This is a genomic window from uncultured Lamprocystis sp., from assembly GCF_903933125.1.
Classification (GTDB): Bacteria; Pseudomonadota; Gammaproteobacteria; order Chromatiales; family Chromatiaceae; genus Thiodictyon.
In genome coordinates, this window is sequence record NZ_CAIZIZ010000486.1 from 1 (window position 1) to 17,255 (window position 17,255).

11 protein-coding genes are annotated in these 17,255 nt (G+C 66.1%); 4 read left to right on the forward strand and 7 right to left on the reverse strand.

Annotated features, from left to right (window positions below; translation table 11 throughout):
- Positions 1-54 precede the first annotated feature (54 nt).
- The 7 genes from QZY03_RS26805 to QZY03_RS26835 form a co-directional block, all read right to left on the reverse strand.
- On the reverse strand, positions 55-1,458 hold the full coding sequence (locus tag QZY03_RS26805) for a transposase (RefSeq protein WP_295586515.1): 1,404 nt from the start codon (positions 1,456-1,458) through the stop codon (positions 55-57).
- On the reverse strand, positions 1,455-2,084 hold the full coding sequence (locus QZY03_RS26810) for an IS607 family transposase (RefSeq protein ID WP_100922866.1): 630 nt from the start codon (positions 2,082-2,084) through the stop codon (positions 1,455-1,457). The genes QZY03_RS26805 and QZY03_RS26810 overlap by 4 nt, the downstream gene beginning before the upstream one ends.
- A 435-nt stretch (positions 2,085-2,519) precedes the next feature.
- Positions 2,520-3,551 carry a hypothetical protein gene (locus QZY03_RS26815; RefSeq protein ID WP_295586517.1) on the reverse strand — a complete coding sequence of 344 codons (1,032 nt, stop codon included), beginning with the start codon at positions 3,549-3,551 and terminating at the stop codon, positions 2,520-2,522.
- Between the two features lie 109 nt (positions 3,552-3,660).
- Positions 3,661-4,698, reverse strand: coding sequence for a WYL domain-containing protein (locus QZY03_RS26820; RefSeq protein ID WP_363182384.1), 1,038 nt, complete (start codon positions 4,696-4,698; stop codon positions 3,661-3,663).
- Between the two features lie 252 nt (positions 4,699-4,950).
- Complete coding sequence (locus tag QZY03_RS26825) at positions 4,951-7,464, reverse strand: PAS domain-containing hybrid sensor histidine kinase/response regulator (RefSeq protein WP_295586520.1); 2,514 nt, start codon at positions 7,462-7,464, stop codon at positions 4,951-4,953.
- Positions 7,465-7,775: 311 nt separating this feature from the next.
- A complete protein-coding gene (locus QZY03_RS26830) occupies positions 7,776-9,545 on the reverse strand; it encodes a CARDB domain-containing protein (protein WP_363169915.1) in 1,770 nt (589 codons plus the stop codon).
- Positions 9,527-10,636, reverse strand: coding sequence for a hypothetical protein (locus tag QZY03_RS26835; protein ID WP_295586522.1), 1,110 nt, complete (start codon positions 10,634-10,636; stop codon positions 9,527-9,529). Before QZY03_RS26835 ends, QZY03_RS26830 begins: the two co-directional genes overlap by 19 nt.
- A gap of 486 nt (positions 10,637-11,122) precedes the next feature.
- Between QZY03_RS26835 and QZY03_RS26840 the strand changes: the two genes are divergently transcribed.
- The 4 genes from QZY03_RS26840 (at position 11,123) to QZY03_RS26855 (ending at position 17,005) form a co-directional block, all read left to right on the forward strand.
- Complete coding sequence (locus QZY03_RS26840) at positions 11,123-12,730, forward strand: penicillin-binding protein 2 (RefSeq protein WP_295586525.1); 1,608 nt, start codon at positions 11,123-11,125, stop codon at positions 12,728-12,730.
- Positions 12,727-14,169, forward strand: a complete 1,443-nt coding sequence (locus QZY03_RS26845; protein ID WP_295586527.1) for an FtsW/RodA/SpoVE family cell cycle protein — start codon at positions 12,727-12,729, stop codon at positions 14,167-14,169. The genes QZY03_RS26840 and QZY03_RS26845 overlap by 4 nt, the downstream gene beginning before the upstream one ends.
- Before the next feature lie 72 nt (positions 14,170-14,241).
- Positions 14,242-14,664, forward strand: coding sequence for a CARDB domain-containing protein (locus tag QZY03_RS26850; protein ID WP_295586530.1), 423 nt, complete (start codon positions 14,242-14,244; stop codon positions 14,662-14,664).
- A 451-nt stretch (positions 14,665-15,115) separates the two neighbouring features.
- On the forward strand, positions 15,116-17,005 hold the full coding sequence (locus QZY03_RS26855; RefSeq protein WP_295586532.1) for a CARDB domain-containing protein: 1,890 nt from the start codon (positions 15,116-15,118) through the stop codon (positions 17,003-17,005).
- The last annotated feature ends 250 nt before the right edge of the window (positions 17,006-17,255 follow it).

Consider the following 17,255-nt stretch of genomic DNA (forward strand, 5'->3'; position numbering starts at 1 on the left):
GGGCCGGTTGCGGCTACGCCGTCGTTCGGTATCGATCATGGCGGCAGACTGTTCCTAAAATTCTGAGCAAAGTTGCTCAGTGATGAAGTTAGGATTTATCCGCACTTGGTTGATAGGCGTTGCGGCCTGCAACTCAAGCCTCTTGACGCTCAGTTGCGCCGGAGAACGTGACAGCAGCACCCGTCGGACTTCCCGGTGCGGCATGTACCGCTTGATCTCCGGGTCCGCGAGCCTTGCCAGCACGTTCAGAGCCGCGTTATGGTCTGCCTGCAGAACGTCCCCGGTGACCCGGTAAAACTTGTCGCCACTGCGCTTGCCTTCCAGCAAGCCAGTAGTCGAGTCCATTTGCGACGTGAAGGAACCATTGACGAGCACATGCTCGGCATCGCGCTGCTTACACACCGAGTCCAGGGCCTCGGCGAGCACGCCTTTTGCCCATGAACTCATGCGTCTGTTGTATCGCTTCCATTGCTGCTTCTTGGCAATGGGCGAGGTCAAATCTTCGGAGACCACCAGGGCCGCCTTATCCACGATGGAGTGCGCCGATTGATAGGCGATCGTGCGCAAGCGCTTCTTGGTGCGCACCCTTCTTGCTTCGAGCTTCTTGCGACCCAGGTTATTAGTGAGAATCCGGTCGGCCTTGGCCTGGTGGCCGCGCTTACGGTGCTTCTTTTCCAGCGCATGAAGCTGGTTGCGCTGCTGACCGGTCTTGGCACCCGTGTCGCTATATGCCGTCAGTACGGCACCGAAGGCCTGCCCATGCGCGGCGCCGTCGGAGTCCGTGAACGCTTCGGTATAGCCCTTGTCGATCCCAAGTGCCTGGTCCCCGTGCGGGCGTCCCTCATCCTTGTCGGTCGCGTAGTGGATTTCCGTGAAGCCGTCCTTCACGCACACACGGAGGTTACTGCCGGTCAGGTCGACGCTCTTGCCATTGGACGTCGTGACCAACTGGATGTCATCACCGTACTTCTTGGCCACGCGGATCGTGATAACCAGTTGACCGTCAACAACTTCAGACGAATGTTTATCGGAACGGACGATGAACTGGTTCGTCGTGTGACTGACGCCGTGCCGGAAGTGCTTGCGCATCTGGCGATGGAGGAAAGGGTCTTCCATCCACTGATCGGCCGTGAGTAGGGTGTAGAGCCGTTTCCGCTCGGCTGGGTCCGCGGTCCTGGCCGCGATAGCCTGTCGAACTTTGAGCTTCGCCGCCGCCTTGTATGTCAAAATATCGTTGACTACATCCTTGGTGGTTTCGTTACGGACGGTGCCGTCCACCCACAGGCCCGAATAGAGGTCTTGGGCGCTGATGGCCTTACGGATGTCGCTAGCGGACTTGCCGACGTTGCCCAGCGCCCCGTATCGTCGCCAAATATCGGCGCGCAGGTAGCCCATCGCCTGACAGATCGGCGTGAGTTCCGGCGGGACATCGGCTTGCAGGGTGCGCGTGACCTTCATTCGCAAAGCGCCTTGGGTTGTGTTGCGGCACAGTCGGGGAAATCGGCCTTGATTTCGTGCTTGTATTTGCGCAGTCCATACAGCCGGCAGGAGAAGGTGTGCACGATGGCCAGCAAATCCTCGACCATCTCCTGTTGCGGCGAGAGCGATTCCTGATTCACTACCACCACCTCGCAACCGTTATGCCTGGCGATGTGCTCGAACAGGTCGAACCCGAAGCGCATCAGCCGATCTTTATGGGCGACAAGCACTTGCCGGACCTCGCCGCGCCCGATTTGCTCCACCAGGGCGAGAAAGCGTTTGCGCTTGAAGTTCATCCCGCCGCCAATCTCGGTCATCCATTCATCCACGGCGATCCCAGCGCCCAGGCAGTAGGTCTCCATCGCCTTCACCTGAGAGGCCAAATCGTCCTTCTGACCGGCGCTCGACACGCGGCAGTACACCACCACCGCGCGCCGCTCCGGCACGCCGCCCGTCAGCAAGCGCACGTCCGCTTCGTCGAAATAGCGATGCCCGGACGGATGACGCTTGGCCACGAGCTTACCCTCGCGCTCCCAACGCCGGATCGTCGAGGGCGCTTTCCCGATCCGTTTCGCGAACTCGTTGATGCGGTAAGTTTTGCTCACGCGAGCAATTATAGATAATAATAAATAAGAATCAAACAACAGTTAAGTACATCAATATATTCGCTATGAGCGCTTAATTATTTATATTTCTTTTAAATCAATGACTTGCAATTATTGGCGCCTACAAATATTTCACTTGAAGTACTTATCTAGCTTTGGGGAAAGAGCACAGGCTCGCATTAATACCTCAGTTCTCATTTGCCAAAGAGGGCTTTGATCATCATTCCGGCCGTAGGATGGATAAGCGGGCCTTGATCATCGTTCCGGCCACCGCGAAGCGGCCGGTGCTTGTAGAAGCGCCATCTTGGCGCTTCGAAGTGGCCGGAAGGATGACCGATGCCGATAAGCGCTAACGTATTCCACCGAATCCCGCGCCGACGCTGGTGGACTGCGCTGCGCTTGTCCACCCTACGATGCTACGATTACAGCCGAACGTCAATCATACATCAGTGTCACACTGAAAATACGCTCCGCGTCGCTCATATTCGGGCACCACCAAGGTTCAAACAAATACAAGGCATTGTCCGGCATAGCGTCGCCGAACTGGAGCGACAGGGTGTCCCGCTCGGCCCACGAAGCGAAGGGAAACCGGGATGACGCATTGACCCAGATGAGCGCATAACGGGAGCCATGCGGTGACACGGCGGCGTAGACGTTGGCGATCACCGGACCGAGATCGTCGGGCGGCGTCCAGCGAACGGCCGTGGTGCGGGCATAGCGTGTGGTGGTCAGAGTTGCCTGTGTATCCGCGAAGTCGTACCTGGTATTCGACTGGAGCATCAGTAGACCGGGCAGCAGGGCATGGACGATTCCGGTCTGATCCAGGGTGTTCGCGCCCTGGTGGACTTCGATGACCGGGGTCTGCAATTCAGCACGCCAAGGGTCGTCGTGACGGATGCTTGAGGGATTCAGTAACACAAGCGCATGCAGATAGACCCCGGTCGATGCCAGAAAAGCACCCCAGTGCGTCGCCTCGGCGCGTGCGATTGAATCGGTCGCGTCGAGGATCAGCAATGCGCCGGCGCAACGTGTCAGGCGCAAATCAAGCCCGATTGCGGTGGCGGCGTCACTCGCCTGGCCGGTGCGATACAGACCAAGATCCTCACCTGCCCTGGCTTCAAGATGACAGAGCCCGAACAACTCAGGAAACAACTCAGGGAACTGAGCGGGAATCTGGTCGACAATGCGCTCCGCTGTCGGTCCCAGTCCGATCACCAGCGGCCAGACCCCCCGACCAATTGCCGCGGGATTGAAGGTCGCGGACGCGGCTCGGGCCAGGTCGTCGGGCGTGGCCGTGGCCAGGGACAGTCCCGCGCTGGCCGCGAGGGTGTGCGGGAGGCGGTCGAACACCGGCACCAAGGGCCGGACCGTCACGGTCTGGGACTTGCCGTCGCTGAGATTCCAGGCGTTACCCAAACAGGGTGAACCGCCCGCCCCCACGCCTTGCAGAATAACCCGGTGCTTCATCGCGCTATCTCCTTTCTGGTAGTCGCCACTTTCGTGGTTGCGCACCGTTGTCGGGTGCGATCACGGCGAGATTTAACCAGAGAGATGCGTCAATGTTTGTCCGATCGGGTCAGCAGGCGTTCGGATCGGCATAGAGCGCCGCCATCTTCGCCGCCTGCGCCGCTACCACCCGGCGCAAGTCCGGAGGGGCGATCACCTCGACATTATCCCCGGCGCCCAACAGCCAGCGCAGCAACTGACCCGTCTGCGGGACCTGCGCCCAGACCCGGATCTCGAAATCGGCGTCGAGCGGCTCGTCCTCCCAGCGTTGACCCGCCGCCAGCGGACAGGTGGTCACCACCGTCACCAGATAGCCGCGCACCCGCAATTCCAGGGCGATCCGCTCCCCCCGGCCGAAGTCCACCTGGCCGTTCGCGATGGCCTCGTCCAGCTTGAATCCCGCCGCGGCCCGCGCCGGCGTCGCGGCTAGCGCCTTGGCGCGGATCATCCGGTGCAGGGCATAGAGCCGAACCGGCTCCGCCTCGTCGTTCTTGAGGGCGAACAGATAGGGAATCGGCCCGCGCTGCACCAGTGCCTGAGGATGCAGGCAGGCAGGGCCGCGCACATCCTCGGCGTTCTGATACAGCACCCGCAGGGCACAGGGCTGCGCCAGGGCCTCGATCACCGCCTCCAGCACCCCCGGAGCGAGCGCCGCCGCTTGCAGGCGCAGCGTGTCGGGAACGATCCGCAAGCGGTCCTCATCGAGCCTGGGACCCTCGGCGTTGGTCAGCAGCCGCTGCCACAGCCGATCGAGTTGGCGCTGCGGCAGGGCCTCGGCCACCAGCGCGCGCATCACCTCAAGGTTGTACTCCCAGATCGCCTGATCGTCGTCCGGCAGGTCCGTGACCCGCCGGTAGCGCAGCGGCTTGCCGCCGGGGTTGACCGCCTCGATGCGCTGCGCCTTCACCAACTCTTCCAGATCGCGTTGCAATGCGCGCCGACGGGCCTGCGGCGTGGTGCCGGCATAGTCCGCACCGAGCATCGCGAGCAGCCGCGCGCCGTCCGGACACGCGGCGGGCGCCCGTCCGGGGGCCAGCAGGGCCTCCAGGCGGTTGAGACGCGCGATCCGGGTTTCGTGGGCGGCAGCCATGGCGTCAGTGTACGACATATGGTCGCGGCGGGTGCCGGTCGAGGAGATGACTGTCCCCGGTGGGAGCGGCGTCCCGCCGCGATGCGGTACCGCGGTAACCTTTAACGTTGCGGCTTTCTGCCCGGCCGCTCGCGGCGGGACGCCGCTCCCACAGGGTCGCTGCGCGACTTACAAGGTAAACCTGGACGATCGTCTTACGACCGCCACGGCGATCACGGCCGGAGCGCGTTAAGCGTCTGTTTTATATTACTAAAGTAGCAGGAATCGCGCCTAACCCGATCGCCGAGCCGCGGATGGCGCGGGTGGCAACGTCTCGACGGGCGGCGACTGGGACAGCCACCGCAGCAAGGTCGCGTACAGCACCTCGGGCACCACGGGTTTGGCGATGTGGTCGTTCATCCCGGCTTTCAGGCAACGCGCGCGGTCTTCGCTGAAGGCGTCGGCGGTCATGGCGAGGATGGGGAGCGAGGTCATGCCGGGCAGCGCGCGGATGGCGCGGGTGGCGTCGAGTCCGTCCATGACCGGCATCTGCACGTCCATCAGCACCAGGTCGTAAGACGCGGCGGCGACCCGCTCCAGCGCTTGCCTGCCGTTTTCCGCCAGGGTGACGCTCAGTCCCACGTCGTCCAGCAGATCCAGGGCGACGGCCCGGTTGATCGGCTCGTCCTCGACGAGCAGGATGCGCGCGCCCCGATAGCATCGGGCCAGCGTCTGCTCGGCGGTCCCCCACACCGGGGTTGCGGCCGCGGGCGGGGCCGACCCGGCGTTGTCGGCCGCGCGCTCCAGCCGCGCGGTGAACCAGAAGGTACTACCGTGGCCCGCAATGCTGGTGACCCCAACGTCGCCCCCCATCAGGGCGGCCAGGCGTTTCACGATGATCAGCCCGAGTCCGGTGCCGCCGTACTGCCGCGTGCTGGACGCGTTGGCCTGGACAAAGGGTTGAAAGAGTCGGGCCTGGTCCTCCTCGCTCAGCCCGATCCCCTGGTCGCGCACCTCAATGCGCAGCAGGACGTCCGCGGGAGCGTCGTCGGCGACAGCGGCGCGCACCCGGATCGCCCCATGGTGGGAGAACTTGATGGCATTGCTGAGATAGTTCGTCACCATCTGACCCAGGCGCAGCGCATCGCCATGCAGCAACGCGGGGACGCCGGGGGCGATCTCGACCGTCAAGTAAAGGCCCTTCTGCACGGCCTGTTCCCGCAGCATGGCCGCCGTCCGGTCGAGGACCTGCCCCAGGGAGAATTCGATGCGCGCCAAACCGAGGCGGTTGGCCTCGATCTTGGACAAATCCAAAATGTCGTTGAGGATGCCCAGCAAGTGCCGGGCGGCGCCGGCGACTTTGGCCAACCGCTCGCGCTGCGAGGGCGCCGCGGTCTCGCGCTGCAGCAGATAGGTGAGCCCGAGGATGGCGTTCATCGGCGTGCGAATCTCATGGCTCATGTTCGCCAGAAAGACGCTCTTGGCCCGGTTGGCCGCCTCCGCCGCATCGCGTGCATCGATCAGCTCACGGGTGCGCGCTGCCACCAGCGCCTCCAGGTGCTCGCGGTATTGGGTCAACTGGACCTCCGCTTCCTTGCGCTCCGCGATGTCGCGCGCCATCCCCCGCATCCCCAGGTAGTCGCCCGCGGGGCCGAACAGGGGAACCCCGCTGACCTCGATGGCGAGCGGCGCGTCATCCCGGCGCCGAAGCGGCATCTCCAACGCGGCAACCGGCTGTCGTGCGGTCAGCGCGGCGGCCAACCGCTCGCGCTCCGGCGCGGCACAGTCGTCGGGGAGCAGGTCCAAGGGAGTCTTTCCGAGGTACGCTTGCGGCGGATCGCCCGTCCATTCACGGAACCGGGGACTGAGGTAGGTGAAGCGCGCCTGCGCATCGAACTCCCAGATGCAGTCGCTGGTCGTCTCGACCAGCGAGCGGTATTGTTCCTCGCGATCCCGGAGCGCCGCATCGGCGGCGCGGACATCTCCCGTGCGTTCGTCGACTTTGCGCTCCAGTTGGGCGTTGAGGGCACGCACCTCCTCCTCCTCCCTGGCCTGCCGCTCGGTGATATCGCTCAACACACAATGGGTGCATAAAAACCGGCCCTGGGCGTCGAGTTGACTCCGGCCCGCGAGCATCACGGTGACCGGCGAGCCATCGCGGCGGCGCAGCCGCCGCTCGCCCTGAGCGCCCCGGTTCGCCTTAAACTGCGCGAAGACGCTCGCAAAGCGCTCGCGCAGTGAGTCTTCCCAGAAATCGCCGAAGCGCAGGCCAAGCAACTCCTCCGGCCGGTCGAAACCGAGCAGATCGGCCATCGCCTGGTTGGCATCGAGCCAGCGGCCCTCGCTGTCGAGGGACTGGTAGGCGATCGGCAGATACTCGAACAGTTCCCGAAAGCGCCGCTCGCGTGCGCGCTCGATGGCTTCCAACTCCCGACGCCGCCGGTCCCGTCGCCAGAGCAGGTAGCCGAAAGAACAGATCAGCAGGAGACCGAGACTCACCCCCAGCGCGGTCGTCCAGGCCATCGCGCGGATGCCGGCGGGGGCCTCGTCCACGTCGAGCTTAGCGATTATCCGGGGCGTCTCGGCGATCCAACCTTCGATGTGTGGCCGCTGCTGCTCGGCGATCAGGGCGAGCGTGCGCTGTTTCTCGTCCCGAATGCTGTTGCGGTAGGATTGATAGACCACCCCGCCGGCCGCGCCAAGCAGCAGGGTGACCCCGAGCAGCGGCAGGACCAATCGCCAAGGCAGGCGGGTGACGGCGCGCGCGGGTTTGGATTGGGGTTCAGAGGCGGCGGCTACGATCATTACCATGCTATCGGGTCGAAACTGTTCCAAGCGGCGGCACGGATTGTACGCCCATCGAACGGAGAGGTTCCCGCGCCGGGTTCGGCGATCGATCGGGCACGTCGGGTCCACCTTGGTCACCAACCGTGCCACGGAACCTTCGCTAGACCTGACCCTGTGCCTCTTTGACCCCGCCGCCTCAAGCCGCGCTGACTCATGTCCCCTCGCCGGGGAGTCCCCGGCGACCCGCCGCTTCAGCGCCCGAAGAGACAACAACCGCGGCACCGACCGCCACCGGTCGGTGGCGGTTGGTGCCGGATCGGGCCGCCCGGCTACCGAACGACGGTGTAGCTTCTTGTCGTCTGGTTGTTCCCGTCGGAGACCTCGCTCGTTTGACAATAGCTGTCGACGTAGGCGCGTAGCGTCTTGACGCCCGCCGCACCGGCGAGGAGTCCGCTAACGGTCAGGGTCTTGCTGGCACCGGCCGCCAGGGTGCCGACACTGGCAAAGGCGTTGCCGTTCGCTTGGCATGGCTGAGCGGCCGGTTGATTGACCCACAGGTCCAAGTAACCCCCGTCGGCGCTTCCCGAGCCCTGGTTCTTCACCGTCACCGCCGCGCTAAAGGTGCTATTGGCCCGCGGGCCGCTCGGGGTCAGGACGATCGCGGTCACCACGAAATCGGGGATCGGCCGCCCAACAACGGCAAACGTCTGGATGTATTGGTTGTCGGCCTCGTTGGGCTCGGCGGTCAGGCAGGCGCTATCCACGAACGCGCGCAAGGTCTTGGCGCCCGCCACACTCGCAGGAAGGCCGGACAGGGTCAGGGTCTTGCTGGCGCCGGCCGCTAGGGTTCCGACGCTGACAAAGGCATCGCCGTCCACTCCGCAGACTTGTCCGTTCGGTTGATTGGCCCACAGGTCCAGGTAGCCCCCGTCGCCGCTCCCCGAGCCCTGGTTCTTGACGGTCACCGCGGCGCTGAAGGTGCCGTTGGCGACGGGGCCGCTTGGGGTTAGGGCGATGCTGGTCACCGCGAAGTCGGCCATCGGCCGCCCGAAGACGGTGTAGGTCTGGACGTATTGGTTGTCGGGCTCGTTGGGCTCGGCGGTTCGACAATCGCTGTCGACGAAGGCCCGCAGGGTTTTGACTCCGGCCGTCCCGGCGGGCAGACCGCTCACCGTGATGGTGCGGCTGCTGCCCCCCGCGAGGCTCGTGAGGGTTGCCGCGGCGTTTCCTATGGCACCGCAGCCCTGCCCGCTGGCTTGGTTGGACCAGACTCTCAATGTCCCGGGCACCCCGGCCAGTGAGCCCCGGTTCTTCACGGTGACTGCGGCGCTGAAGGTACCGTTGGCGCGCGGGCCGCTCGGTGTCACGACGACGCCGGTCACGGCGAAGTCGGCGCCTGCTGGCACCACGGTGTGAGTCTTGGTGTATTGGTTATCTGGCTCGTTCGGCTCGATGGTTAGGCAAGCGCTATCGACGAAGGCGCGCAGGGTCTTGGCACCGGCCGCCCCCGCGGGCAAACCGGTCAGGGTCAGGGTCGTGCTGGCACCCGCCGCGAGGCTGGGCAGGATTGCCGATCGGTCACCGGTGGCGCCACACGCGGACGCATCGGTCCGGTTGGACCAGACCTGGAGCGCTCCAGGCGTACCGTCCACCGTGCCCCGGTTCTTCACCGTCACCGCCACGTCGAAGGTGCTGTTGGCGATCACGGCAGTGGGCGTTATGACCACGCCGGTCACCGCGAAGTCGGGGGCCGCTGGCGCGACCGTATAGGTCTGCGCGAGCTGGTTGTCGGCCTCGTTGGGCTCGCCGGTACGGCAGGCACTGTCGACGAACGCCCGCAGGCTGTTGGGGGTCCGATAGGTTCTTGCCCCCGCGGACAGTCCATTGAAGATAACGGTGGTGCTGGCACCCGCGGCGAGGCTCGTGAGGGTTGCCGACTGTTCCCCAACCGTGGCGCAGCCCTGCACGCCGGGCTGGTTGGTCCAGATCTGGAGCGCCCCGGGTGTCCCGGCCGCCGTCCCCTGGTTTGTGACCGTCACCGCGGCACTGAAGATGCCGTTGGCAATCGCAACGGCCGGCGTCAGGACGAGCCTGGTGATCGCGAAGTCGGGGTATGTAAGCCGCCGGCCGCGACGGCCGTAACGCCGGTCAGAACCCGAACCGGGCTCAGGCGTTGCGTGGTCGTGCCGTCGCCGAGCTGGCCGTAAGTGTTATCTCCCCAAGCCCAGAGGTTGCCGTCGGTCTTGATGGCCAGCGTGTGAGAACTGGCCATCATGGGAGAACTGCGCGTAGCGACGGCCCCGACGCCAGCCAGAACACGAACCGGGCTCAGGCGTTGCGTGGTCGTGCCGTCGCCGAGCTGGCCGTAAGTGTTACCTCCCCAAGCCCAGAGGCTACCGTCGGTCTTGATGGCCAGGGTGTGATAACCGCCGGCCGCGACGGCCGCGATCCCGGTCAGAGCTTGAAACGGGGCCGGGCGCCACACGGTCGTGCCGTCGCCAAGCTGACCTGCACCGTTTGCTCCCCAAGCCCAGAGTGAGTCGTCGGTCCGGAGCGCCAGTGAGTGTGACCCGCCTGCGGCCACGGCCCTGACATCCAACATGCGAAAAAGTGGCACGTAGCTGTTAGTGTACGTTTCGTCCCCGAGCTGACCCGCGCCGTTATATCCCCACACGTAAAGACTGTCGTTCCAGGTGGCCAGATTGTGGGCTTCGCCCGCAGCAATCCGCTGCATGTCGGTATCGGTGGCAGCAGCGACCGACGCCACCAGCGGGGAGGCCAGCAGTTCGTCCAGTCCGGCCGCATCGACCCGCAGCGTCAGCGCGGACGAGTTCGCCTCGGGCTGCACCGCCGCGTAGGTTCCGCTCGGCAGTGCGAAGAGCAGGTCCTGCGCCGTGCGCTGCAAGTCGTTTTCCAAAACGCTGGCCTGGGCGAGGCTCTTGGACTGGCGCAGGGTCACCCGGACCCGCACCTGTCCCTCGCGTTCCGTCCGCTCGCGCAGCGCCTTGGCGGTTGACCCCAACAGGCCCGGCTCGGTCGCCGCGACCGAGGCGATACCGCTCGCCGCAAGCGCGCTCGGCGGCGTCCCCTGACCGAGCGCCAGGGTCAGGATCAGCACCGAACAGACATGGATGACTCCCGCAGTGCGGTACTGCGGTAGAAAAAGACGCCGAATAGCTCTAACAAACATACAGACTCCTTCGTGCAGATTGATGCGACTCTTGGCGAACGTTGGCGAACCGCGAGGCGGGGAATCGGCCCGGAACGGGATTGCGGCGATCGCGGGGACTCCCTGTTACCTCAACAAGCAATTGATCCGGCGTGCGCGCGACCTAGGCTCGCGGTCGCGGTGCGGCGCACCGCGCGCACGACGAGTGAATGTCGCGTTGGACGAATCCGCTCCCGGCACGACGACCGAAGTGCGGTCTTATGGGACAGGGGATCGTATCGAGGGAGCCCCGGCAAGCGGCGACCGTGCAAGGTCGCTGGGGGGGGCAGCGAGGCGGAGAATCGGCATTCGCGCGGCTCCTTAGAGTTGGCACGGGGCTATTACCCAGGAATTTTAGGCAAATTGCTGTGACCGGTCGAGCGCCGCGGCAAGCCGACACCGAAGTCACACCTGGGTGATAATGCCCGGCCTTGCCACCTTCCACGTGTAGGATCGGAACCTTCCAGGGTGACTGTCTCGACCCCTCTGCAACTGTTCGGCGCACTCGTCGATTCCGCCGCCTGGCCGGCGCTGCGGATCATCCTGCACCTGGCGTTCTTCGCCGCTGCCGTGATCATCCTGTGGCGCATCTGGACGCGGCTCGCGGGTGCCAAGGCGCGACCGGGCCAGACGCTGCAACTGTTCGGCACGCTGCCGATGGCGCTCGTGGCCGCGGCTTTCCTGGGTGTGCTGATCTATCAGGCGAGCTGGCATCTCACCGGGCTCTTTCGACCCGAGTTCGTCGGTTTCATGCAGTCCCATGACCGCCGGGAGTTCAACCCAGCCCACCGGATTCAGCGCGGACGCATCCTCGACCGCCGCGGTCAGGTGCTGGCCGAAAGCCAGGAACGCGACGGCCGAGTCTACCGGGTCTACCCCTATGGCCCGGCCTTCGCCCACACGGTCGGCTACAGCGACCCCCGGTTCGGGGCAATCGGCGCCGAGGCCGCGGCCAATGCGCAACTCAATGGGGCCACCCCGGAGGTCCTGGCCTCCTGGGGCGAGCTGGGCCGCCAGTTGCTGACCAAGGACAAACGTCCGCGCGGTCAGGACCTGCAACTCACCCTGGATGCCGAACTGCAACTCCTGGCGCTGCAACGCCTGGGCAACCGGAACGGCGCGGTTGTGCTGATGCGCCCGGCGGATGGCGCGCTCCTGGTATTGGCGAACAACCCGGCCTTCGATCCCAACCGTCTGTCGCCCGCCTTGTTCTCCGGGCCGGCGGCCGGAACCCCCTTATTGAACCGCGCAACCCAGGGGCTCTATCCGCCGGGCTCGGTGTTCAAGGTCGTGCTGGCCGCCGCGGCCATCGAGTCCGGCTTCAGCGGCACGTTGAATTGCCCAGCCAGCGGTTACACCACCTCGAGCCGGTACCCGCCAATCCGCGACCATGACTATTACACCGAGGCCAAGGCCGGACGGACCTGGGCCGGGCACGGCAATCTGAACCTGACGACGGCGCTGGTGGAGTCATCCAACGTCTTTTTCGCCCAACTCGGGGTGCGCCTGGGGCATGACAGTTTCGCCGGCGCCGGTGAACGCTTTCAGTTCGACCGGCAGGTGCGGCTGTATCCTGGAACCGACCGCTACGGGAACCTGAGTACCGGCCGCCTGCCCCGCTTTGCCCGCAACGATCTGTACGGTCTGGCGCAGGCCGCCATCGGTCAGGGCCGGGTGCTCGCCACACCCGGCCACCTCGCGACCATCGCCGCGGCGGTCGCCAACCGGGGTCTGGCGATGCGTCCGCGCCTGCTGGCCCAGGAGCCACCCGCGCCATTGGGCCAGTACATGGCGGAACAGACCGCGACGCGACTGGCCCAGATGCTGCGCAAGGTGGTCACCACCGGGACCGGTCGCGGCATCGATGGACCGCAACTGGCCATCGCCGGCAAAACCGGCACCGCCCAGAACCCCCGCGGCGCGGCCCATAGCTGGTTCATCGGTTTCGCGCCGGCCGCGGCGCCCACCCTGGCCGTGGCGGTGCTGGTGGAGCACGGCGGCTATGGCTCAACCGCCGCGGCACCCATCGCCCGCGACCTGCTGCTGAAGGCGATGGAACTGGAGAACGCCCGATGAATGCTGCCGCCTGGCCCACGGGGCTTGCCGCGTCCTGGGACCTGCGCCAGGGCGAGCGGGAGATCTTGCTCTCCTGTCTGGGATGCATCGCCCTGGGCTTCGTACTGGTGTTGGGTTCGGAGCACGCGGCCGGCCGGCAGTTGACCGCGTCGGCCGTGCTGCCGCTCCTGTTCTATGGTGTGGGGCTGGTCGGACTGCACCTCGCCCTGGTGCTGCTGCGGTTCCGCGGCGATCAGGTGTTGACTGCCGTGGTCGCCTGTCTCGCCGGCTTTGGTCTGCTCGCGCAGTACCGCATGGGCGCCTTCGCCGGCACCCTGGGTGCGGACGATCCCGAACTCTATCTGATCCCCGCCGGATTCGCCGCCCTGCTGTTCACCGCGGTGGCGGGCGCCAACGGACGGTACCGGTGGCTCGCCAAGGGTCTGTGGTTATGGGCTGGTGTGTCACTGGTCCTGCTGGTGGTGCTGCTCGTGACCGGCACGCGGTTCCGCGGCGCCGTCTACGCCCTGGGGTTCACCACGCCAACCGAAGTCCTCAAAGTCACGGTGATCCTGGGTCTGGCCGCCTATCTGGAGCAACACGCGCGCGCCCTCGCCCGCTGGCATCCCCGGTTCCCGCTGCTGCCGCCCCTGCGCGCACTCTGGCCGCTGCTCGCCTTCTGGGGGCTGCTCACCGGGCTCCTGGCGTTGCAGCGGGATCTGGGCATGATCGTGATCCTGAGCGTCACCCTGCTCGTCGTGCTGGTGCGCGCAACCGGGCGCGTCGGCTATCTCGGCTACGGTCTGCTGGCCGCTGCCGGATCGGGCGCCCTGCTGCTCACCTTTTTCGCCCATGGTCAGCGCCGTGTCGAGGCCTGGCTGGACCCCTTCCAGGACCCGACCGGCGACGGCTGGCAGATCCTGCAGGGGCTCTCGGGCATGTACGCGGGCGGTCTGTGGGGCGAGGGCTTCGGCAACGGCAGCCCCGAATACACGCCCATCGCCCGCTCGGACTTCATCTACGCGGTGATCGGTGAAGAACTGGGTTTCCTGGGCTGCGTGCTGGTCGCCCTGTTCTTCCTGATCCTGGTGCAGCGCGGCATCATGATCGCCGGCCAGGCGCGCACCGACTTCGGCCGGCTGCTCGCCGCCGGGCTGACCACGGTGCTGGCCGTGCAGACCCTGCTCAATCTCGGCGGCGTCACCAAGGCCATCCCGCTGACCGGCATCACCCTGCCCTTCATCAGCCACGGCGGCGCCAGTCTGCTGACCACCTTCACCGCGGTGGGCCTCCTGCTCGCCATCTCCGACGGACCGCCCGGCGCGGCCCGGCGGCCGACACGGACGGTCAAGCGCGCCCCGGCGGCCGACGCAACGCCGCCGACACCCGCCCCGGCCCCGCGGCCGGCCGATCGACCTGCACGACCGCGGCGGCGGCCCGCTGAAGCCAAGACGCCGTGACGACACCCTGCCGGCGTTGCGGCCGGGCGGAGAAACCATGACCCTCAATTCGGCAATGACGTCGTGGATGTGGTGAGGCACGGACACTGGTGGCGAATTCTCCCGACCGCGAAGTCTGAAAAGAACCTATCTCACCCCAACCTACCGGGCTTCGGGGTCACCGCCATCGACCTGACACCCAACCGCCCCACCGCCGGCGGGACCTTCAGCGCCGCCGTGACGGTGAAGAACCGCGGCACCGCGCCCGGCGACGCCGGCACGCTCGCCCTCTGGGTCGATCAGCCGGGCGTCCCCGCCTGCGGCACTGCGGGCGACGCCGCGGTGGCCGTCGGCACCCTGGCCAACGGGGCCAGCCGCACCCTGACCTTCGACGGCCTCCCCGCCGGGGCCGCCGGCGCCAAGTTACTGCGCGCCTTCGTCGATTACACCTGCGTCAACACGGAGGCCTACGACGCCAACAACCAACGGGTGAAGCCCTACACCGTCGTGCCCTGAACCACCATCCGGCGGCAATCGCTCGCGCAACCTTGAATGTCGGTGCGATTGAAGTCGCACCGACACCAGGGAGCTTGATCCTGGTTCCGACCAGCCGAGTTGGACAGCACGGGCGTGCCGTCCAGCCCCGTACCAGATCGACCGCGGTCGCGGTCGGTGCCCTGCGGACAGCGACGGTGCGATGCGCGACGCTCGACCACTGCCGCCGGACCCGTGGTGATGTGCGCGCTGCTCGACCCCAAGAACAACGACGTATTTGATCCTATGCGGGGTGCGCGCTCTGCGCGATGACCGCATCCACTCCAGTGCCGAGACGCCGGTCATGACCGGCGGCAGCGCATCAAGGCTAAATCGCTGCGCCTGGGCAATTTCACGGATTGAACACGAATACCCGACTATGCTACTTGTCCACCCACGTATGCTCAACCATCCCCAAAAAAAGGAAATGCGAATGATTTTCGAACGGATCCAACACCATCCGGGGGCGCGCGGCCAACGCGGAGCGCTTTTTGCCTTGTGTTTGATACTGGTCCTGAGTCTGGTCCTGGGCCAGGCCGCGGCTGGGCTGACGCCCTGGGCGGCGAGCGTTGTCGCGGCAGGCAATCCGGAGATGCGGCGGCTGGCCGCCGGCAATTATCACAGCCTGGCCATCAAGACGGACGGCACCCTCTGGGTCTGGGGACACAACGGGCAGGGCCAGCTCGGCGACGGCACCTGGACCGATCGGTTGACGCCGGTCCAGATCCTGACCGGGGTCGCGGCCGTGTCAGCCGGCTTTTTCCACTCCCTGGCCATTAAGACCAACGGCAGTCTCTGGGCCTGGGGTTACAACCCGGAAGGCCGGCTCGGCGACGGCACCACCAGGGGTCGGTCGACGCCAGTCCAGGTCCTGACCGGGGTCGCGGCCATGTCCGCCGGGGACGGCCACACCTTGGCCCTCAAGACCGACGGCAGCGCCTGGACCTGGGGAGAAAACTGGAAAGGTCAGCTTGGCGACGGCACCACCACCGATCGATTGACGCCGGTCCAGGTCCTGAACGGGGTCGCGGCCGTGGCAGCCGGGGATTCTCACAGCCTGGCGATCAAGACCGACAACACCCTTTGGGCCTGGGGATACAACGGGAATGGTGAGCTCGGCGACGGCACCTCTGCCGATCGTTGGACACCGATCCAAATCCTGAGCGGGGTCGCGGCCGTGGCAGCTGGCGGACATCACAACGTAGCCCTCAAGACCGACGGCAGCGTTTGGACCTGGGGAAGGAACATCGGCGACGGCAGCTACTACAGTCTGTATACTCCAGTCCAGGTCATGACCGGGGTCGCGGCCGTGTCAGCCGGCAATTATTACGCCCTGGCACTCAAGGCCGACGGCAACCTCTGGGCCTGGGGTTGGAATCAAGATGGCGAGGTCGGTGACGGCACCAACACCTGGCGCCGGACCCCGGTCCAGGTTATGACCGGGGTCGCGGCCATGGATGCCGGCGCTTGGGTCGGTAAGCACACCCTGGCGCTTAAGACAGACGGCAGCCTCTGGGCCTGGGGAGACAACCTGTACGGCCAGCTCGGCGACGGCACCACCACGGATCGTTGGCGTCCGGTGCCGGTTTTCGGGTTCGCGGAACCGCCCACTTCCACCGCCGACTTCACCGTCACCAACATCACCCTGAACCCGAGCGCCCCGCTCGCCGGCGGGACCTTCAACGCTTCGATCACCGTGAAGAATCGGGGCACCCAGGCCGGCAACCCAGGGATCCTGCGCGTCTGGGCCAACCAGCGCGCGACTCAAGACTGCGCGGCCCCAGGGGGCGCCGACATCAACCTGGCGACCCTGGCGGCGGGCGCCAAACAAACGGTGCAGATCAGCCTGCCGGCCGGCCCCGCCGGCTACAAGACCCTGCGGACCTTCATCGACAGCCAGTGCCTGAGCGCGGAACCCGATGAGACCAACAACCAAGATGTCAAGGGCTACCGGGTCTTCGCCCAGCCGATCGCGGACTTCGGGGTCACCGCCATCGATCTGACGCCCAACCGCCCCACTGCCGGCGGGATCTTCAGCGCCGCCGTGACGGTGAAGAACCGCGGTACCGCGCCCGGCGATGCCGGCACACTCGCCCTCTGGGTCGATCAGCCGGGCGTCCCCGCCTGCGGCGCCGCGGGCGACGCCGTGGCGGCCGTCGGCACCCTGGCCGCCGGGGCCAGCACCATCCTGACGCTCGACGGCCTCCCCGCCGGGACAGCCGCCGCCAAGTCACTGCGCGCCTTCATTGACGCCACCTGCGTCAACGCGGAGGCCTACGACGGTAACAACCAACAGGTGAAGCCTTACACGGTCGTGCCCTGAACCGCCCTCCGGCGGTGACGCGCGCCGGACTGTAGGGGCGACTTCAGTCGCCCCCGCACATCGGTGGCACACCGATGCTTTTCTTCATCTGTGAACATCTGTGACATCTGTGGATAATTCCGGATGATCGACGTGGCCGGAATAGCGCTCCCCGCCGCCGCTGGTGCTCAGCAGTTCCAAATTTGGGTGGCTCCAGCCGGCGACATGTCGGCGGCGAGGCCGATGGTGGATGCGCTACGCTTATCCACCC